Origin of the sequence: Aquitalea aquatica (assembly GCF_013911085.1) — a bacterium.
GTDB classification, from domain to species: domain Bacteria; phylum Pseudomonadota; class Gammaproteobacteria; order Burkholderiales; family Chromobacteriaceae; genus Aquitalea; species Aquitalea aquatica.
Genome location: NZ_JACERN010000006.1, coordinates 42419 through 62258, shown reverse-complemented (window position 1 = coordinate 62258; position 19840 = coordinate 42419). Strand labels below are relative to the sequence as shown.

Genomic DNA, 19840 nt, shown 5'->3' with positions numbered 1-19840 from the left:
TAAAACGCTGCGACCAAAACGCAACACGGCTGCGGCAATGACAAGGGCCCGGCCTGGATCAACCAGTACCGGGCCCTAAATTGTTGGCAAAAAAACTCCAAAAAACGCTAACGTCTGGCAATATCGGTAAAGTAGAACTTATCCAGCCGATGACGCGACTCGGTGTACTCAAACAGCCGGCCATCGTAGAGATGAGTCAGGTTCTTCACCACGATGACGTGGTCCATGCCATTGAGATCCAGATACTGGCGGTCATCTTCATTGCAGGGCTGGGCCTCGATGATGCGCTGGGCATAGCTGATGGTCAGCCCCAGTTGTTGTTCGATGTAGTGATAGATGGAGCCGGCCGCCACTCCGGCATCCAAGCCGGGAACCAGCTCGGCCACGAAATGATTGATGTCGACAATGACATTTTCGCCGTCGATATTGCGCACCCGCTTGATCTTGACCAGCGGCGTCGCTTCCGCCAGCCCCATCTGCCGGGCCAGCACCGCATCAGCCAGCACCTGTTCCAGCGCGGCCACCTGCGACACCACCTGCCGCCCCATGCGGTCGTTCATTTCCTGAAAGCTGACAATGCCGCTCAGCTGGAATTCGATATTGCCCGGCTTGAGCACATACACGCCCTTGCCATGAATTTTCTGCACATAGCCGCGCTCCTGCAGCATGTCGACCGCCTTGCGCACCGTGCCACGGCTGGCCTGGTACTGGCTCATCAGCTCGGTTTCCGAAGGAATGCGTTCCCCCTGGGCAAAACGCTGATTGTCGATATCGGCAACAATGTCGGAATAAATCTGGTTGTACTTGTTCACAGGCTTTCACTCGGCCATTGGCCGGGACTCGCGTCCCGGATGAGAAACGCTACCTTACAAGACTGCCCGACGTCGGTCCACCCGCGCCCATGACTCAGTCCCAGTAGCCGGCAGCCGTGTAAATCTGCCGCAGGTGCTCGATGAAATGCCGCACACGTGCCGGCAGGAAGCGCCGCTGCGGCACCACGGCATACACCGGGTAATCCGGCGCAGCAAACTGCTCCAGCACCGTCACCAGCCGCCCCTCCGACACATCGTCCTTCACCTCCCACAAGGAGCGCCAGGCCAGGCCCAGGCCCTGCAAGGCCCAGTCATGCAGCACCGCACCGTCATTACATTCCTGGCGGCCGGATACGCGCAGATTGATCAGCTCGCCATCGCGCTCAAAGCTCCAGCCGCGGCTTTGGCTTTCCCCCAGAGACAGGCAGTTGTGCTGTGCCAGCTGTTCCAGCGTGCGCGGAATGCCATGACGTGACAGATAGGCGGGCGAGGCCACCACCACGCGGCGGTTTTCGGCCAGACGCATCGCCACCAGCGAGGAGTCAGCCAGATCAGAAATACGGATGGCGCAATCGATGCGTTCGCGCTGCAGGTCGATCAGGCGGTCGGACAAGTCCAGCGTAACCCGGATGTCCGGCTGCGCCAGCTGGAAAGCCGCAATATGCGGTGCCACATGACGGCGGCCAAAGCCTGCAGGAGCCGACACCCGCAGATGCCCGCGCGCCCGGCCGCTGCCAGAGGCTACCGCCGCCTCGGCCTCGGACAGCTCGGACAGAATGCGCTGGCAATCTTCAAAAAACGCCGCCCCTTCCTGGGTCAGAGTCACACTGCGGGTGGTGCGTACCAGCAATTTCACCCCCAGCCGCTCCTCCAGCGCATCCAGCCGCCGCCCTATCATGGCCGGCACCACGCCTTGCTGGCGCGCAGCGGCCGACAAGCTGCCGTGATTGACCACGGCGACAAAGGTTTCCAGTTGCTTGAACTCGCTCATTGCATACTTAAAAGTAAAAGATGTTATGCCTATTTATGCATTTTTTTTTACTGTTTGGCTAGATACACTGGCTGTCATCGCAATGCAGCATTTTGATCAATCAGGACGGCACTCCGCCGCCTACGGCAATTCAATCAGGAGCAAGCACATGGCTATCACCCTTCCGCAAGGCGTGGAAATCCTCGCCCCGCTGACCCCGGCGTTTGAAGAAATCCTCACTACCGAGGCGCTGGCCTTTGTTGCCAAGCTGCACCGCCAGTTTGAAGCGCGCCGCCGCGAACTGATCGCCGCCCGCGTGGTACGCCAGGCCGAACTGGATGCCGGCAAGCTGCCCGACTTCCTGCCGGAAACCGCCGCCATCCGCGCCGGCGACTGGAAAATTGCCCCGCTGCCGCAGGATCTGCTGGACCGCCGTGTGGAAATCACCGGGCCGGTTGACCGCAAGATGATGATCAACGCGCTCAACTCCGGCGCCAAGAGCTTCATGGCCGACTTCGAGGACTCCAACTGTCCGAGCTGGGAAAACCAGATCAGCGGCCAGATCAATGTGCGCGATGCCTATCGCAAGACCATTTCCTTTGCCAATCCGGACGGCAAGCAATACCGCCTGAACGACAGCGTGGCCACGCTGATCCTGCGTCCGCGCGGCTGGCACCTGATGGAAAAGCACGTGACCGTGGATGGTGAAATCGTCTCCGGTTCGCTGTTCGACTTTGCCCTGTCCTTCTTCCACAACATCGCCTACCTGCAAAGCGTGGGCAGCGCCACCTATTACTACCTGCCGAAGATGGAAGGCCATCTGGAAGCGCGGCTGTGGAACGATGTATTCGTGTTTGCGCAAACGGAACTGGGCATCGCCCAAGGCAGTATCAAGGCCACCGTACTGATCGAAACCATCCTCGCGGCCTTCGAGATGGACGAAATCCTCTACGAACTGCGCGAACACAGCTCGGGCCTGAATGCCGGCCGCTGGGACTACATCTTCAGCTGCATCAAGAAGTTCAAGCAGAATCGTGATTTCTGCCTGGCCAACCGCGCACAGATCACCATGACCGTACCCTTCATGCGTGCCTATGCCCTGCTGCTGCTGAAAACCTGCCACCAGCGCAATGCGCCGGCCATCGGCGGCATGGCTGCACTGATTCCGATCAAGAACGATCCGGTGGCCAATGAAAAGGCACTGGGCGGCGTGAAGGCCGACAAGGACCGCGATGCCACCGACGGCTACGATGGCGGCTGGGTGGCTCACCCGGGCCTGGTACCGATTGCTAACGAAGCCTTCACCCGTGTGCTGGGCGATGCGCCCAACCAGATTGCCAAGCAGCGCCCGGATGTGAATGTTACCGCTGCCGACCTGCTGAATTTCCAGCCGGAAGCCCCGATCACCGAAGCCGGCCTGTCCATGAACATCAATGTGGGTATCCAGTATCTGGGCTCGTGGATTTCCGGCAATGGCTGCGTGCCCATCCACAACCTGATGGAAGATGCCGCGACCGCAGAAATCTCCCGCTCGCAGATCTGGCAGTGGATCCGCAGCCCCAAGGGCGTGCTGGATGATGGCCGCAAGGTGACCGTGGAACTGTTCCGCGAACTGCAAGCGGCAGAAGTAGCCAAGCTGAAAGCCGAATACGGCAGCCGCTGGAGCAAGCAATATGAAGACGCGGCCGGCATGTTCGATCTGCTGACCACCTCGGACGACTTTGTCGAGTTCCTCACCTTGCCAGGCTACGACTACATCGATTAAACGATCGACCCTATAGCTGGCAATTTGCCAGCTTACACTCATGCGGCCCGTGATCCGGGCCGCTTTTTTTATGCCTGCCCGCCGAATGGGCAACTTCCTGTCTCCAATATCCAATTTCAGCCATTTTATTGCGCATCGCAGCAAGAAAAATCTTTGGCATTGGAATAAAATTGCGCGAAATAAACATTTTCCAAAAAAATCTATCCTGACTCACAAGGAAACGCCATGTCCCTACGCCATCGCCAACTGCTGGCTGCTGCCGCTGCCGTGCTGTCCCTGTCTGCCGCCGCGGCAGAAATGCAATCTGTCGCCATTACCGCCATCGTCGATCACCCGGCACTGGATGCCGCACGCAAGGGTGTGACCGATGAACTGAAAGCCGCCGGCTACGGTGATGACAAGCTCAAGGTGCAGTACCAGAGCGCCCAGGGCAACCCGGCCACCGCCGGCCAGATCGCCCGCAAATTCGTGGGTGACAAGCCGACTGTCGCGGTAGCCATCGCCACCCCGTCAGCCCAGGCTCTGGTTGCCGCCAGCAAGACCCTGCCCATCGTGTTCACTGCGGTAACCGACCCGGTAGCCGCCAAACTGGTGAGCAACTGGAAAGCCAGTGGCACCAATGTCACCGGTGTGTCCGACATGCTGCCGCTGGGCCCGCAGGTAGACCTGATCCTGAAAGTGAAACCGGCCGCCAAGCGTATCGGCATGGTTTATAGCCCGGGTGAAGTCAATTCCACCATCGTGGCCAAAGAGCTGAAGGCCGAGCTGGCCAAGCGCGGCATGACCCTGGTGGAAGCTCCGGCAGCACGTACCGTCGACGTGGCCCCGGCCGCCAAGAGCCTGATCGGCAAGGTTGATGCCATCTACACCAGCACCGACAACAATGTGGTGTCCACTTACGAATCGCTGGTGGCCGTGGCCAACCAGGCCAAGCTGCCGCTGATCGCCTCCGATACCGACTCGGTCAAGCGCGGTGCCATCGCCGCGCTGGGCATGAACTACTACGATATGGGCCGCCAGACCGGCAAGATCGTGGTGCGCCTGCTCAAGGGTGAAAAAGCCGGCACCATCGCCCCGGAAGTGGGCAGCAAGCTGAGCCTGACCGTTAACCCGGCAGCCGCCATCAAGCAAGGTGCCCCGCTGTCGGCCACCCTGCTGAAAGAGGCCCAGACCACCGTCAAGTAAGCAACACCTGTGCAACGCTGCCCTGATGGCCGGATGGCCGTCGGGGCTTTGTCCGTTATCACCGCCCGGTCTGCCAAGACAGGGCCTGCCGGCCCCCTATCCGGGCAGCCGGTTTGTCGTAGAGGTTTTCATGTCCCTGATCTCACTGATGGGTGCGCTGGAAATCGGCCTGATCTTTGCGCTGGTCGCACTGGGCGTGCTGATTTCCTTTCGCCTGCTCAATTTCCCCGACCTCACCGCCGACGGCAGCTTCCCGCTGGGCGGTGCCGTCGCCGCCGTATTGATTGCCGGTGGTCATGATCCCTGGCTGGCCTGTGGCCTGGCGGCCATTGCCGGTGCCGCAGCCGGCTGGGTCACCGCCTGGCTCAATGTCCGCCTGGGCATCCTGCAATTGCTAGCCAGTATTCTGGTGATGATTGCGTTGTACTCGATCAACCTGCGCATCATGGGTGCGCCCAATATCGCGCTGATCGGCCTGCCCACCGTATTCACCCCCTTCATCAGCACCGTCAATGACAATGCCTGGCTGATCCAGCCTGCCGTCCTGGCCGTCATCGTGGTGTTGGCCAAGCTGCTGCTGGATGCCTTCTTTGCCTCCGAAGCCGGACTGGCGCTGCGCGCGACCGGCGCCAATCCGCGTATGGCGCGTGCTCAGGGCATTTCCACCGACCGCATGACGCTGGCCGGCATGGCCTTGTCCAATGCGCTGATTGCCCTGGCTGGTGCCCTCTATGTGCAAACCCAGGGTGGTGCCGACATCTCCATGGGTATCGGTACCATCGTGGTGGGTCTGGCCGCCGTGATCATTGGCGAAACCCTGCTGCCACCGCGCAGTCTGTGGCTGGTGACGCTGGCCACCGTACTGGGTGCCCTGCTCTATCGCCTGCTGATTGCCCTGGCGCTCAACGCCGATTTCATCGGCCTGCAAGCGCAGGACCTGAACCTCATTACCGCCGTATTGGTGGGCCTGGCGCTGGTACTGCCCAAGATCAAGGCCAAACTGCGCAACAAGCAAGGAGGACGCACCGCATGATGCGCGCCGACAATCTGTTCAAGACCTTCAACCCCGGTACGCCGCTGGAAAACCCGGTGCTGCGTGGCCTGTCGCTCACCATCGAATCTGGCCAGTTTGTCACCGTGATCGGCAGCAACGGGGCCGGCAAATCCACCTTTCTGAATGCCATCAGCGGCGACATCAGCCCGGATAGCGGCAGCCTCAGCATCGATGGCCAGGATGTGACGCGCCAGACAGCCTGGCAGCGCGCCGGACTGGTAGCACGGGTATTTCAGGACCCGCTGGCCGGCACCTGCGAAGGCTTGTCCATCGAGGAAAACCTGGCGCTGGCCATGCAGCGTGGCCAGGGTCGTGGCCTGTCGCGTGCAGTCAAAGCCAGCTATCGCGAGCAATTCCGCGCCAAGTTGGCCACCCTGCAACTGGGCTTGGAAAACCGCCTAGGTGACCGCATGGGCTTGCTGTCCGGTGGCCAACGCCAGGCGGTGAGCCTGCTGATGGCGTCCTTGCAGCCTTCACGCCTGCTGCTGCTGGACGAGCACACTGCCGCGCTCGACCCCAAAACCGCCGCTTTCGTGCTGGAACTGACCGACCGTATCGTCAGCGAAAACAAGCTGACGGCCCTGATGGTGACCCACTCCATGCGCCAGGCGCTGGACCATGGCCACCGCACCGTCATGCTGCACCAAGGACGGGTGGTACTGGATGTCAGCGGCGAAGAACGCAGCCGCATGGATGTGCCCGACCTGCTCGCCATGTTCGAGCGCACACGTGGCGAAAAACTGGACGACGACGCCCTGCTGCTGGGCTAAAAAAACAGTAGCTGCACCACCTGACCGGCCGCCATCAGCGATGGCCGCCGGTCAGACGCCAAGCGCCCCGCAACCTTGCGCGCTGCCATTTCTCCATTTTGTATGCGAACCTTCTGCTTCGTTCATGTTCAAAAGTCTGTTTGAAAACATACGCAGGGAGATTGCATGGAAAATTTTCGGATTCCGGTCCTGGTGTGGGCCGGCTTGTTAAGCGTTTCCACCTTGGCCGTGGCAGCCGACGGTATTGAATTGCGGCTGTCAGGCTCCGCCCAGCAAGAAGTGGCCAATGACCAGATTCAGGCCACACTCTACCTGCAAGACAAGAGTGATCAGCCTGCCGTACTGGCAGACCGTCTCAACAAGGGCATTGCCCGTGGCATGACAAACGGCAAGTCCTACCCACAGGTCGAGCTAAGTACCGGCAGCTACAATAGCTGGCCCAGCTATGACAAGAGCGGCAAGATCATCGGCTGGCAAGGCCGGGCGGAAATCCGTCTGAAAAGCCGCAACATGACGCAAGCAGCAGAACTGGTGGCCCAATTGCAGAAAACCATGCTATTGGAAGGTGTACAGTTCAGTGTTTCCGATAGCGCCCGCCGTGCCGCAGAAAAAGCCATGATTCCGGTCGCCCTGGCAGAAATGCAGGAACAAGCCGACATCACCGCCAAGACGCTGGGGAAAAGCCACTTCACCATCAAGGAGCTGGAATTCGGCAATGCCGCACCCTCCTACCGCCCACCCATGCTGATGCGCGCTGCAGCGGCCCCCATGGCCAAGGAGATGGATGTCGCCCAGCCAGACTGGCAGCCAGGGCAAAGCCAGCTGCAACTGCAGATTACCGGCAAGATCGAACTCAACTAGGGCTTTATGCATGGGCAGCCATGCGCTAAAGTAAGCACATAACGGGCTGAGTTCATCAGCCCGCTTTTACGACCCGCCGAGCACCCTACCACCATGAAACTGATTGCCTCCCTCACCAGCCCGTATGCCCGCAAGGTACGCATCGTGCTGGCCGACAAGAAGATTGATTGCCCGCTGGAAGAGGACATGCCATGGAATCCGGACAGCCAGGTCCCGCACTACAATCCGCTGGGCAAAGTCCCCGTGCTGGAGCTGGATGATGGCAGCACCTTGTTCGACTCGCGGGTCATCGTGGAATACCTGGACAATATCTCGCCGGTAGCCCGCCTGCTGCCACAGGAAAACCGCCGCCTGATCAATACCCGTCGCTGGGAAGCACTGGCCGATGGCATCACCGATGCTGCCGTGGCCATCGTGCTGGAGCAGCGCCGTCCGGCGGACAAGCAGATGCCAGAATGGATCACCCGCCAACAAGAGAAGGTCGACCGAGGCCTGGCTGCACTGTCAGCCGATCTGGGTGAGCGCCAGTGGTGCAATGGCGAGAGCTACAGCCTGGCGGATATCGCTGTCGGCTGCTGCCTGGCCTATCTGAGCTTCCGCTTCCCCACCATCGACTGGCGCACAGACTACCCTAATCTGGCCACCCTGCTGGAACGCTTGTCTACCCGCCAGTCTTTCATCGATACCCAGCCGCCGACAGGCTGAACAGCACACATAAAAAAACCGGGCCAGTCCCGGTTTTTTTGTTTCAGTCAGCACAACACTCATGGCTGCCGTGGCGCCAGCATGATGACCCCCATCCCCAGCAGCGCCAGCGTGGCCCCCAGCACATCCCACAGTCCCGGCCGCACGCCATCGACCAGCCACAACCACAGCAAAGCCACCACCACGTAGACACCACCATAAGCAGCATAGACACGCCCCGCCGCTGCCGGGTGCAGGGTCAGCAACCAGACAAACAACAGCAGCGAAAATGCTGCCGGCAGCAGCAGCCAGACCGAGCCCTGCTGCTTCAGCCATAACCAGGGTAGATAGCAGCCGATAATCTCGGCCAGAGCGGTCAGGCCAAACAACAGCAACAACTTCAACAATGTCACTACGGTTTTCCTTTAATACGGTTTGACTGCAAGAACAGGCAAGGTCAGCAGGCTGCCTGCGCCAGCTCCTGCTGATAAACGGCGACCTCTTCTGCCATCCAGCCGGCAAAATCACGCTGTTTGCGCTGCGAACTCTCCCGCGCCGGCCAGACCAGCCAGTGCGGGTAGGGGTAAGGCACCACGATATCACTCACCTGCACCAGCGTGCCGGTCTGCAAGGCGGCATGCACCAGGCTGCGCCGTTCCAGCGCCACCCCCAGCCCCTGCTGTACCGCCTGCAGTACCAGATTGGAATCATTGATCCACAAACCGGCCTGGGCAGGCTCCACCACACCGGCAGCCTGACACCAGCCCATCCAGCTCTCCACCGTACGCACCACCGGCCCGGCCACAATCTCGGCCGGCGTGCGCGGCAACAGCCCTTGACGAAAGCTTGGCGCCGCCACCACCACCAGCTCATCGTCAAACAAATGCTGTTGTTGCAGTCCCTCCCAATCGCCCTGCCCCATGCGGATGCCGATATCCACCAGTCCCTGACGCAAATCCTGGATATCCAGGCTGGCACGCAGGCTGATGCGGTATTGCGGAAAGCGGGCCTGAAAGCGTGGCAGGCGTGCCAGCAGCCAGTGCGCGCCAAACGACGGCAGCACCGCCAGCACCAGTTCGCCATCGCGCGGCCGCGCCTGAACCAATCGTGTAGCTTCGGTTAATTCTGCCAGGCCTATTCTCACCTGCAGCGCATACAGTCGGCCATCTTCGGTCAGCCGTAAACCGCGTCCCTCGCGCACAAACAGCACCACCCCCAGCAGCTCTTCCAGTAGCTTTATTTGCTGACTGATGGCGGAATGGGTCACATGCAGCTCGCTGGCGGCAAGGGTGACACTCCCCAAGCGGGCCAGGGCTTCAAAGCTGCGCAGGGCAGATAGTGGCGGCAGAGGTCTCATGTAAGTAAAACTAACATTAATCCCAAATAAATATCAATTTTCAGCAGCAAGGCTGCCGCTTATAGTGAAGTCACCCCCACGAAAGGAGATGACCATGGCCCATTCATTACGACTGGAATTGGCGGATGGCGAACTACTGGTGCTACAGCTTTCCCGACGCTGTCAGCTGTTTGCCCGCAGCGGTTCGCACTGGCTGACGATTGATGGCCGGGACATTTGCCTGCACGATGGAGAATCAGCCGACCTGCCGGCTGGCAAGTTATTGCTGGAAGGCCGTGGCCAGCTGGAAGTACGGCTCTGCGCCGACCAGGCTGCAACCCAACATGCCTGGCTCCGGCTGGGCAGCCACTACCAAACCGTTTGAACCGGAAAGGATGATCATGCAACTGATAGGCATGCTGGATTCACCTTATGTACGCCGTGTCGCCATCAGCCTGCGACTGATGGAGATTCCCTTCAGTCACCGTGCGGTATCGGTATTCCGCCATCTGGCCGAATTTCAGGCCATCAATCCGGTAGTCAAGGCACCAACCCTGATTCTGGACGATGGCAGTACGCTGATGGATTCGACCCTGATCCTGGACTATCTGGACACCCTGCATCCAGAGCGCAGCCTGATGCCAAGGACTCTGCCACAGCGGCAACGTACGCTGCGCTTGCTGGGGCTGGCCTTGGCCGCCATGGAAAAAAGTGTACAGCTGGCCTACGAGCAAAACTTGCGTCCCGAGGACAAACGACATCAGCCCTGGCTGGAGCGGGTCAGTGCGCAGTTGCTGGCCGCCTATGACTTGCTGGAGCAGGAGCTGGCTATCGAAGCACTATCGTCCACACCACTAGACCAGGCAGGTATCAGTATCGCCGTGGCCTGGCGCTTCACCCGTGAGCTACTGCCACAGCAACTGGACTGGGTAGACTTCCCGCTGCTGCAGCAATGGAGTGCGCAGGCAGAAGCCCTGTCGGCCTTTGTGGCCACACCCTTTGAGTAAGCTATTCCCCGGGCGGCTCCTGCGATTCCAGTTGCAATAGCAGCGACAGCCGCTGTTCGCGGGCTACCTGCTGCCACGGCAAGTCATCCAGAGCACCTTGCAGCGCCCACAACAAGTTGAGACTCGCCTGAGGATGGTGTTGTTTCACCAGCCGATAGCTGGCTACTGCACCGTACTGGGCCAACTGCGTAAAGGTAACAATGCCAGCATCGGCCAGCATCTGCCGTGATACCGGCCCGAGATTGCGCCAAGGTTTACTCATGGCCACTCCTTTGCCATGGTGATAAACGAAAACCGCCCCAGATACGCGGCAAGCCGGTGATCTGGGGCGGTTTCAGTGTACAACTTGTCGTGGGCTTAGGCCGAAAGCTCCAGCAGCAGCTTGTTGATGCGCTTGACGAAGGTGGCCGGGTCTTCCAGCTTACCGCCTTCCGCCAGCAAGGCCTGGTCGTACAGCACCTGAGCCAGATCAGCCGCACGGCCGGCATCGGACTCTTCAGCCAGACGCTTCACCAACACATGCTCCGGGTTGATTTCCAGCGTCGGCTTGCTGGCTTCAACCTTTTGCCCGGCCGCCTTCAGCATGCGTTCCAGGTGAGCACTCATATCATGCTCACCCGCCACCAGGCAGGCCGGGCTATCAGTCAGGCGCACCGTGGCACGCACTTCCTTCACCTTGTCACCCAGGGCGCTCTGCACTTTTTCCACCAGCGGCTTGGCAGCTTCTTCTGCCTGTTTCTGTGCTTCCTTGTCGGCTTCGTCTTCCAGCGCGCCCAGGTCCAGTGTGCCCTTGGCTACCGATTGCAGCGACTTGCCATCGAACTCGAACAGCGAACCGACAACCCACTCATCCACGCGGTCGGTCAGCAGCAGCACTTCCACACCCTTCTTCTTGAACACTTCCAGGTGCGGGCTGTTGCGGGCAGCGGCCAGGGTGTCGGCGGTGATGAAGTAGATCTTGTCCTGACCTTCCTTCATGCGGCCGATATAGTCGCTCAGGCTGACCGTCGGCTCGTCACCATCCACAGCCGTGGAAGCAAAGCGCAGCAGCTTGGCAATGCGTTCCTTGTTGGCATGGTCTTCGCCCACGCCTTCTTTCAGCACCTGGCCGAACTCTTTCCAGAAGGCAGCATATTTTTCGGTCTGGTTGGCGGCGAGGTCTTCCAGCAGACCCAGCACCTTCTTGACGCAACCGGCGCGAATGGCGTCGATATCCTTGCTTTCCTGCAGGATTTCGCGCGATACGTTCAACGGCAGGTCATTGCTGTCGATCACCCCGCGCACAAAACGCAGGTATTGCGGCATCAGCTTGTCGCTGTCTTCCATGATGAACACGCGGCGCACATACAGCTTGATGCCCTGCTTGCGCTCGCGGTCCCACATGTCAAATGGTGCACGTGCCGGGATGTACAGCAGCTCGGTGTATTCCTGACGGCCTTCGACACGGGCGTGGCTCCAGGCCAGCGGGTCGGTGAAGTCATGCGCCACGTGCTTGTAGAATTCGGTGTACTGCTCGTCGCTGATCTCACTCTTGCTACGGGTCCATAGCGCCGAGGCTGCATTGACCGCTTCCAGCTCGTCGCTTTCGATTACTTCGCCGTTTTCGCCGTAGCTGCTGCCCTTCTTCATCAGAATCGGGATGGAGATGTGGTCGGAATAGGTACGTACGATACGCTTGAGTGCCCAATCAGCCAGCAGTTCGTCTTCGCCTTCTTTCAGGTGCAGCACGATGTCGGTACCGCGACCAGCCTTTTCCACCTGCTCCAGCGTGTACTCGCCTTCACCTTTCGATTCCCAGCGGATGCCTTCAGCCGTATTGCTGCCAGCACGGCGAGTGGTGAGGCTGACTTTGTCGGCCACGATAAAGGCCGAGTAAAAACCGACGCCGAACTGGCCGATCAGGTTGGCATCTTTCTTGGAGTCGCCGGACAGCTGCTCAAAGAAGGCCTTGGTACCGGATTTGGCGATGGTACCGATATTGGCGATCACCTCGTCACGGCTCATGCCGATGCCGTTGTCGGAGATGGTGATGGTACGGGCTTCCTTGTCGAAGCTGACAGTGATTTTCAGCTCGGCGTCATTCTCGAACAACTCGGGCTTGGCCAGACCTTCAAAACGCAATTTGTCGGCAGCATCCGATGCATTGGAGATGAGTTCTCGCAGGAAGATCTCCTTGTTGGAATACAAGGAGTGGATCATCAGGTGAAGGAGTTGCTTGACTTCGGTCTGAAAGCCCAGGGTTTCTTTCTGTGCGCTCATGGTCTCTATTCATCAGTAGTTGGGTAATGGTGAGCTGACAGATAGGGGCAGAGTTAAGCGATTTCAATACCCTTACCCTGAATGCGGTCGCGGCAGGGTAGTGCCGGGCAGTTGCAACAGTTCAGCCACCACGGCAATGGCCACCGCTGCCGGTTGGCGGCTGTCGATACCGGCGATACCGACCGGACAACGGATGGAGGCAATTTGTCCCAACGGCAAACTGCCCATCAGCCGCAGATTAAAGCTGGCCAACTTGCTGTGACTCCCCTGCAAACCAACATAGCGTGCGTCACCACGCAGCAGTATCTGCTCGACCCAGCAAAAATCCAGCAGATCACTATCGGTCATCACCAGCCAGCAGGCATCTGCCGGCATGCGGCTGATCAGTTCCACGCCACCCTGCAGAGTAGTGATATGTTCCGGACAAGCCACAGGGAACACCTCCGGCCGGTTATCCAGCCAGATAAGCCGGACCGGCAGCTCACCCAGCAGGCGGCCCACCGCACGTCCGACATGGCCAGCCCCACACAGCACCACGGTCAGCTGGGGAGCCGCCAGATCGTCCTGCAGCACGGCCTGCTCGGGCAGCCAGCGCACGCCTTCACCACTACCCGCAGGCCAGCTGCAGCGAACCGGCGCAGCGCAGTCCAGCTGTAGCGTGCGCCGCAATACCCGCCCCTCGCGTCGGGCCTGCCAGGCCAGTTCCAGCCAGAGCTCATCCTGCTTGCCCAGTTTTTCAAACAATAGCCATACCTTACCCGCGCAGCAATAATCACCAGCCGGCCCCAACTGAAAGCACTCGCACTGCCGCACAGCTGGAGGCTCAGCCAGCAGGCGACGGGCATGCACGCACGCCTGCTGTTCCAGCCAACCGCCACCCAGCGAGTCGGCCTGCCAGTCATCCGCCAGTGCCAGCCGTGCGCCGGTTTCTCGCGGCACCTGCCCCTGGCTACGCACCACCGTCACCAGCATGGCCTGGCCTTGTTGCGGCAGTTGCCGCCGCAGCACGGTCAGCCAATCCCCCTCCTGCAGCATCGCCACTTCCTTTTCCATGCGCCTCATCAAGCAGCCAGGGACCCGCTGGCAGGCGGGTCCACAAGCTTAGTGCCCTGGCACCGACATCACCTCGGTCGCGCTGGCTTCGGTCAAGTCTGCCTTACCCAGGCCATTGAAAAATGCATTAAGCACCACGGCGGTCAGGCTGGCCAGCAGGATGCCGCTGTGCAATAGCGGTGCCATGCCCGCCGGCATCTGGCCAAAAAAGTCTTTGGCGACGGTGGGAATCATGCCCATGCCCAGGCTGATGGCGACGATGTACAGGTTGTAGCGGTTATGGAAATCCACTCGCGACAACACCTTGATGCCGGTAGCCAGCACCATGCCGAACATCACGATACCGGCCCCGCCCAGCACGAAGGGGGGAATGGAAGCCACCACGATGGACATCTTGGGTACCAGGCCAAAGGCGATCAGGATAAAGCCGGCCATTACGCATACCCAGCGGCTGCTGACCCCGGTAATGCTGACCAAACCGATGTTTTGCGAAAACGAAGTATGCGGGAAGGTATTGAACATGCCCCCCACCATCGTCCCCAGTGCATCCACCCGTAGACCGCGTACCAGATCATCCCGCTTGACCGGACGGTCGACGATTTCGCCCAGAGCCAGGAACATACCCATCGATTCGATGAACACGATCAGCATCACCACGGTGAGGGTGACGATGGACCACAGTTCGAATCGCGGTGCACCAAACTTGAAGGGCGTAATCAGGGCAAACCAGCTGGCATCCTGCAAACCGTCGAAATCCACCTTGCCCAGCAGCAGCGCAATGCAAAAACCCAGCACCAGCCCCAGCAGGATGGAGATATTGGCCAGGAAGCCACGGGCAAAGCGGATGATCAGCAAAATGAAGATCAGCACACTGAGTGAAATGCCCAGATACAGCGGACTACCATAATCAGGCGAGCCCAATCCGCCAGCCGACCAGTTAATGCCGACACCGATGATGGACAAGCCGATGGAGGTAATCACCACACCAGTCACCAGTGGTGGAAAAAAACGGATCAAGCGGCCGATCAGCGGCACCAGCAATAACGACAGCAAGCCTGCGGCCATGGTGGCACCAAAGATGCCGGGCAGGCCCAAAGCCGGATTCTGGCCGATGGCGATCATCGGCCCCACGGTGGCAAAAGTCACCGCCATGATGACCGGCATGCGGATGCCAAAGCCCTTGCAGCCCAGGCATTGCAACAGCGTGACCAGACCACAGCAGAACAGATCCGCGCTAACCAGAAAGGCGATCTGCTCCTTGGGCAGGCCAACCGCCCCACCAACAATCAGCGGCACCGCCACCGCTCCGGCATACATTACCAGCACGTGTTGCAAGCCCAGTGTGAACAGCTGCAGCAGCGGCAGCTTTTCGTCCACCGGATGAACCTTTTGCGTCGCGTTCATCGAGTCTCTCCTTCGCATGAGTCTTCCGCCAGCGCAAAAGACGCTGCACGGGTGGGTGGCTCGCCAGACGACAGACGTGACGAGGCCACCCTGTTGCATCAACAACAAGGACTACAGCAGGAACCATCGGGAATTAAGGCTAGCTGGCGGCCTCGATACGATAGCTTGTGGACAAGTCCACCTCATCGCAGTTGTGCCCGCTGCCTACACGGTCGACCACAATGAAATCCCCCTCCTGCCCCAGGCTGATCAAGGGGTGATGCCAGCAGCCGCGGCGATAATTGACGCCCTGATCGGAATAGGCCTGAAAGGCGCGCAAGCCGCTTTCGTCCGGCAGGCCATCCGGCAGGCTGGGGGCCACTATCACGATGAAAGGCACACCGTTGCAGGGAATGAAGGACTGACTGCCCAGTGGGTGACGCTCGAGCATGCTGATGCTCAATGGAAAATCAAAGGCCGCACCACGTGCCATGCTGATGGCGGGAGATCCGCCCTCGCCGAGCACCTCCACCATGCCAAGCTTGTGATAGCGCTGGGTGCTACCGTTATTGATGGGAAACCAGTCGCTGCCTTCGATTTCAATGACATCGCCAAACGGGGCGAACGCTTCCTTGCTCAGGGCTTCCAGGACAAGCAGGGCCATGGTGTTTCTCCTCTTTATAATCGGCGGGTCTGCTGGCGGTTAATCAACCAGACGACCCCAGATCCGTAAGCGGCTAACCCCACCATCAGGGAAGATGTTCAGGCGCACATGATTGACCGGCCCCAGCGGGCGGATCTGCTCACGGTCATAAAAGTGCTGCTTGTCCATGGCGGTTTTCTGTTCGGCCAACAAGGTGTCCCAAAACATGGCCTGAGTCACGATGGACTGATCGGTGCCCTGTGTCACCAGCGCCGCCTGAATGGAAACGCTGTCCGGATAATTGCCCTTGAAGTGAGCGGTATCCACCTCGATGCGCTCGACAATGGCCGTTCGCCCCAGCTGCACGATGCACCAGTCGTTGCCTGGTTCGCGGCGGCGGCGGGTTTCCCAGCCATCGCCCATATTGATGCCACGACCCGGCATGATCAGGCGAAAGGGCACACCGAAATGTGCATCGTTATAGGCAACGATGCGGCCCCCTTGCTGCAGCGCAGACACTTCATGCAGGGCAGAACGGTCCTTGCCCTCCCAGTCGCAGTCGGGCTGGCCATACACCCGCAGGCGCGCAACACCACCATCCGGATAGATGTGCAGGCGCAGATGCGTCCACACCCGCTGGTCGTCAATGGCAAAAAAGTGATGCGCGCTGCTGCCCAGCGCAGCCGCCGACAGGATTTCTGTCCACACCGTGTGCTCATCAGGCGAACCCGCAAGATGGCAAGCCTCCACCGAGGCGGCTGGCGGAAAATTGCCGGTAAAGTGGCTGGTATCGATATCCAGCCCCTTGATCACCCCAGGCAGGCCCAGTTGAATGACCACATGGTCATTCCCGCCATTGCGGCGGCGGCGCGTCTCCCAGCCGTCCATCCATTTGCCGTGATCGTCAAACTTGCCCACCACGAACACCGGTGACGATGACTGCAGCATGCGCTCTGCCGGTGCAAACCACTCGTCCGAGCAGGACAGCACGCAAGCGCCGAAATCAGGATCGGCCAGATTGGCATGGCGATGGGCAAACTCGGGCAATTCAACCGGCGCAGCCGGTACAACGGTCGCCGAGGGATGCAATGCAATACTCATGATGTCTCTCCTTTATTTTTGCTTTACCACCAACAAGATTTTCTACTGACTACGCCTTCACAGGACAAGGCTGGCCAGGGTCTGTCCCAGCAGTACGCCGCCCATCACTACAAAACAGATTGCCGAAGCCATCAGGAACACGTGCCGCAATGTGGCCATACTCGCCAACAGCCGGCTGGCCAGCAGGCCATAAGCGAGCTTGCACAACAGATCAACTACCATCCAGCCCAGCACCATCCACAGCAGCTGTGGGAATAAAAGCCTGGACGGCGTCATGAATTGCGGCAGCAAGGCCAAGAAAAAAGCGATGTCCTTTGGGTTGCTGATACCTAACAGAAAGGCTCTGGAAAACAGGTGCGCCCGGCCCTGTCCACCATTTGCCGCATGGGCCGCAATATTGCGGCCCTGCCAGGTGCGGATACCCAGATAAAACAGGTAGCAGGCGCCAATAGCTTGCAACAGCAGGAAGCTGCGTGGCGATGCCAGCAGCACAGAGCCAAGACCTAGCGCCGACAACAGCAGCAGGCTGACCGAAGCCAGCACGCCACCAACAAAACCGGGCCAGCTCTTCCACACGCCAAACTGCAGGGCATTGCCCACCATGAAGAGCGACAGCGGTCCTGGCACGGCAATCACCACGGCAATGGCCAATAGATAGAGGCCCAGCATTTCTGGACTCATACGCAGATGCTTTCCGGTAGCAATGCCTCCAAACGCAAGCGCCCGATACGATAGATCTGCCCTAGGCACTCGCGTCGTTCCTCCTCGACGCCCAGTTGCAAACGGCGCTCAAATTCGCGAATGATGCCTGCCCGGTCATAGCCACGCACCGCCAGGATGAAAGGGAAGCCGAATTTGCTGCGGTAGGCATCGTTCAGTTCGGTCAGCCGGGCAAACTCTTCCGGGCTGCATTGATCAAGCCCGGCTCCTGCTTGCTCGTTGCTCGACTCTGCAGTCAATTCGCCCCGTATCGCTGCCTTGCCGGCAAGTTCCGGGTGAGCCCGGATCAGCGCCATCTGCGCCCCATAACCGGCTTTTTCTACTTCGCCAGCCATGACGGCAGCCAGCTCCGCCACCGAATGGAAAGGACGCAAGGCAGCCGTACGCTCCGCCACCCATGGCGAGTGTTCGAAGATACCGCCCAGCTCCGCGACAAAAGCATCGAATGGCAGCTGGTTCAACAGTGACAAGGTGAGAGGCTGGCTCATCGGCAGGACTCCAGATCGGGGTGGGGATGATGACGCAGCCAGTGATGGGCGATATCGGCACGACGACATACCCATACCCATTCATGCTGCTGCACATAATCGAGAAAACGCTGTAATGCGGCAAAACGGCCGGGGCGACCAATCAGCCGGCAGTGCAGGCCAATGGACAGCATCGCCGGGCGGGTTTCGCCCTCGGCATACAGCACGTCGAAGCTATCTTTCAGATACTGGAAAAAATGCTCACCAGTGTTGAAGCCCTGCGGTGAGGCAAAGCGCATATCGTTGACATCCAGGGTATAGGGCACCACCAGATGAGGTTTGCTGCGGCCCTTGCCCAGATCCACTTCAGTCCAGAAGGGCAGCTCATCGCCATAGTGATCGGCGTCGTAGAGGAATCCGCCTTCCTCCACCACCAGCCGGCGGGTATTCGGGCTATCGCGGCCGGTGTACCAGCCGGCCGGATGTGCTCCGGTCAGCTGGCTGATGATTTCCACACAGCGCTGCATGTGCTCGCGCTCCAGGTCGACATCCGCATTCTGGTAATGCAGCCAGCGATAACCGTGGCAGGCCAGCTCATGTCCCAGTTCGACGAAGGCGGCCGCCGCTTCCGGATTGCGCTCCAGCGCCATGCCAACGGCAAATACCGTCAGCGGCAACTCACGTTTTTCGAATTCACGCAGAATGCGCCATACCCCCACCCGCGAACCGTACTCATACAGGCTTTCCATCGACATGTGCCGCGCAGGGTAGGCCGCTGCACCGACGATTTCGGAGAGGAACTGCTCGGATACCGCATCGCCATGCAGCACATTGCTTTCCCCTCCCTCCTCGTAATTGAGGACAAACTGCACGGCCACCCTGGCCTGCCCCGGCCAATTCACCTCCGGCCGCTGGCGGCCATAGCCGATCATGTCGCGTGGATACGCCTGTTGCATGCGTTCAACTCCTTGGTCTTGGGTACCTAAAGCTGGCGATGAAACATCGTCCATGGGTCAGGTACATTTCTGTCGGCAAAATGCATGCGCTGCTCACAATCCTGCAAATGCTGCCGCATGGCTTGCTGTGCCGCTTGTCGGTCGCCCCGGGACAAATGCTGCAGGATCTGCTCATGCTCATCGAATGAGCAGGCACTGCATCCCGGCTTGTCGTACAGGGCAATGATGAGCGAGGTGCGCGAACACAAGCTGTTCATCAATTCGGTCAGCACCTCGTTTTCGGCCAGTCGCACCAGCTGCACATGAAAGGCATTGGACAGGCGAATCCAGCTGACCCGGTCCTGCCGTTCGAATGCAACCCGTTCCTGTCGCACCATTTGCCACAACTGCTGCAGACGATCTGGCAAATCAGGCAGGCTCAGCAATTTATCCAGAATGGCCGCTTCCACCATGCGTCTGGCCTCGAACACATCGCGGGTTTCCTTGATGTCCGGCTGTGCCACAAATGCACCCCGGTTCGGCTGCAACTCGACAATCTTGTCATGTTGCAACTGAGCCAATGCGGCGCGCACCGTGCCACGCGAACAGGCAAAGGCGTCACACAGCACGGCCTCGGTCAACTTGACGCCAGGCCGCAGACGCTGGTCGATCACCGCATCGAAAATTTCCAGATATAGCCGCTCGACTTCACCTGCTGGCTGGTTTTCGTCGCGCAGGCTGGAGGCAGGCGGAGCTGAAATGACTCCCTCCCCTTCCGGTACAGGCCATTGATGATTATTCATTTTTTCAATTTCCACAATACGGTAATCACTTC

At 59.6% G+C, this 19840-nt stretch carries 22 protein-coding genes; 8 read left to right on the top strand and 14 right to left on the bottom strand.

Translation table 11 applies throughout. The annotated features are described in order from the left end of the window. Nucleotides 1-107 precede the first annotated feature (107 nt). A complete protein-coding gene (gene treR, locus H2Z84_RS02095; protein ID WP_181834507.1) occupies nt 108-812 on the bottom strand; it encodes a trehalose operon repressor in 705 nt (234 codons plus the stop codon). Nucleotides 813-906: 94 nt separating this feature from the next. Further along, entirely contained in the window at nt 907-1803 is an 897-nt protein-coding gene (locus H2Z84_RS02090; protein ID WP_181834506.1) for a LysR family transcriptional regulator, read from the bottom strand. A gap of 148 nt (nt 1804-1951) precedes the next feature. Between H2Z84_RS02090 and aceB the strand changes: the two genes are divergently transcribed. From aceB to H2Z84_RS02060, 6 genes are all read left to right on the top strand, one after another. Continuing rightward, a complete protein-coding gene (aceB, locus tag H2Z84_RS02085; RefSeq protein ID WP_181834505.1) occupies nt 1952-3547 on the top strand; it encodes a malate synthase A in 1596 nt (531 codons plus the stop codon). Nucleotides 3548-3772: 225 nt separating this feature from the next. Next, the gene (locus H2Z84_RS02080; RefSeq protein ID WP_181834504.1) at nt 3773-4732 is read left to right on the top strand and encodes an ABC transporter substrate-binding protein; all 960 of its coding nucleotides are present in this window, start codon (nt 3773-3775) and stop codon (nt 4730-4732) included. Between the two features lie 130 nt (nt 4733-4862). Beyond that, a complete protein-coding gene (locus H2Z84_RS02075; protein ID WP_181834503.1) occupies nt 4863-5765 on the top strand; it encodes an ABC transporter permease in 903 nt (300 codons plus the stop codon). Next, entirely contained in the window at nt 5762-6556 is a 795-nt protein-coding gene (locus tag H2Z84_RS02070; RefSeq protein WP_181834502.1) for an ABC transporter ATP-binding protein, read from the top strand. Before H2Z84_RS02075 ends, H2Z84_RS02070 begins: the two co-directional genes overlap by 4 nt. 165 nt (nt 6557-6721) lie before the next feature. Then, nucleotides 6722-7417 (top strand): SIMPL domain-containing protein, encoded by a 696-nt coding sequence (locus H2Z84_RS02065; protein WP_181834501.1) that lies wholly within the window; start codon nt 6722-6724, stop codon nt 7415-7417. A gap of 93 nt (nt 7418-7510) precedes the next feature. Next, nucleotides 7511-8122: a glutathione S-transferase gene (locus H2Z84_RS02060; RefSeq protein ID WP_181834500.1), complete on the top strand. Its 612-nt coding sequence runs from the start codon at nt 7511-7513 to the stop codon at nt 8120-8122. 59 nt (nt 8123-8181) lie between these two features. Here H2Z84_RS02060 and H2Z84_RS02055 read toward each other — a convergent pair whose 3' ends face one another. Both H2Z84_RS02055 and H2Z84_RS02050 read right to left on the bottom strand, forming a co-directional pair. Next, nucleotides 8182-8505: a YnfA family protein gene (locus tag H2Z84_RS02055; protein WP_181834606.1), complete on the bottom strand. Its 324-nt coding sequence runs from the start codon at nt 8503-8505 to the stop codon at nt 8182-8184. 53 nt (nt 8506-8558) lie between these two features. After that, nucleotides 8559-9458, bottom strand: a complete 900-nt coding sequence (locus H2Z84_RS02050) for a LysR substrate-binding domain-containing protein (protein WP_181834499.1) — start codon at nt 9456-9458, stop codon at nt 8559-8561. Nucleotides 9459-9552: 94 nt separating this feature from the next. Here H2Z84_RS02050 and H2Z84_RS02045 point away from each other — a divergent pair, with 94 nt between their 5' ends. Both H2Z84_RS02045 and H2Z84_RS02040 read left to right on the top strand, forming a co-directional pair. Further along, nucleotides 9553-9822, top strand: a complete 270-nt coding sequence (locus tag H2Z84_RS02045; RefSeq protein ID WP_181834498.1) for a DUF2917 domain-containing protein — start codon at nt 9553-9555, stop codon at nt 9820-9822. A gap of 16 nt (nt 9823-9838) precedes the next feature. Next, nucleotides 9839-10444, top strand: a complete 606-nt coding sequence (locus H2Z84_RS02040) for a glutathione S-transferase family protein (RefSeq protein ID WP_181834497.1) — start codon at nt 9839-9841, stop codon at nt 10442-10444. Between the two features lies 1 nt (nt 10445). Here the strand turns inward: H2Z84_RS02040 and H2Z84_RS02035 are convergent, their stop codons facing one another. The 10 genes from H2Z84_RS02035 to H2Z84_RS01990 all read right to left on the bottom strand — a co-directional run bounded on the left by H2Z84_RS02035 (nt 10446) and on the right by H2Z84_RS01990 (nt 19808). After that, complete coding sequence (locus H2Z84_RS02035; RefSeq protein ID WP_181834496.1) at nt 10446-10706, bottom strand: TfoX/Sxy family protein; 261 nt, start codon at nt 10704-10706, stop codon at nt 10446-10448. A gap of 95 nt (nt 10707-10801) precedes the next feature. Beyond that, nucleotides 10802-12703, bottom strand: coding sequence for a molecular chaperone HtpG (gene htpG, locus H2Z84_RS02030; protein ID WP_181834495.1), 1902 nt, complete (start codon nt 12701-12703; stop codon nt 10802-10804). Nucleotides 12704-12775: 72 nt separating this feature from the next. Next, entirely contained in the window at nt 12776-13756 is a 981-nt protein-coding gene (xdhC, locus tag H2Z84_RS02025; protein ID WP_181834494.1) for a xanthine dehydrogenase accessory protein XdhC, read from the bottom strand. A gap of 48 nt (nt 13757-13804) precedes the next feature. Next, complete coding sequence (locus H2Z84_RS02020) at nt 13805-15160, bottom strand: nucleobase:cation symporter-2 family protein (protein WP_304511180.1); 1356 nt, start codon at nt 15158-15160, stop codon at nt 13805-13807. Between the two features lie 139 nt (nt 15161-15299). Further along, nucleotides 15300-15803, bottom strand: a complete 504-nt coding sequence (locus H2Z84_RS02015; RefSeq protein WP_181834493.1) for an ureidoglycolate lyase — start codon at nt 15801-15803, stop codon at nt 15300-15302. A 39-nt stretch (nt 15804-15842) separates the two neighbouring features. Next, on the bottom strand, nt 15843-16883 hold the full coding sequence (alc, locus tag H2Z84_RS02010; protein WP_181834492.1) for an allantoicase: 1041 nt from the start codon (nt 16881-16883) through the stop codon (nt 15843-15845). Nucleotides 16884-16940: 57 nt separating this feature from the next. After that, on the bottom strand, nt 16941-17564 hold the full coding sequence (locus H2Z84_RS02005) for a LysE family translocator (RefSeq protein ID WP_181834491.1): 624 nt from the start codon (nt 17562-17564) through the stop codon (nt 16941-16943). Then, nucleotides 17561-18091 (bottom strand): 2-oxo-4-hydroxy-4-carboxy-5-ureidoimidazoline decarboxylase, encoded by a 531-nt coding sequence (uraD, locus tag H2Z84_RS02000; protein WP_181834490.1) that lies wholly within the window; start codon nt 18089-18091, stop codon nt 17561-17563. Before uraD ends, H2Z84_RS02005 begins: the two co-directional genes overlap by 4 nt. After that, nucleotides 18088-19026 (bottom strand): allantoinase PuuE, encoded by a 939-nt coding sequence (gene puuE, locus H2Z84_RS01995; RefSeq protein ID WP_181834489.1) that lies wholly within the window; start codon nt 19024-19026, stop codon nt 18088-18090. The genes uraD and puuE overlap by 4 nt, the downstream gene beginning before the upstream one ends. A gap of 26 nt (nt 19027-19052) precedes the next feature. Then, complete coding sequence (locus H2Z84_RS01990) at nt 19053-19808, bottom strand: GntR family transcriptional regulator (protein ID WP_181834488.1); 756 nt, start codon at nt 19806-19808, stop codon at nt 19053-19055. Nucleotides 19809-19840 lie beyond the last annotated feature (32 nt).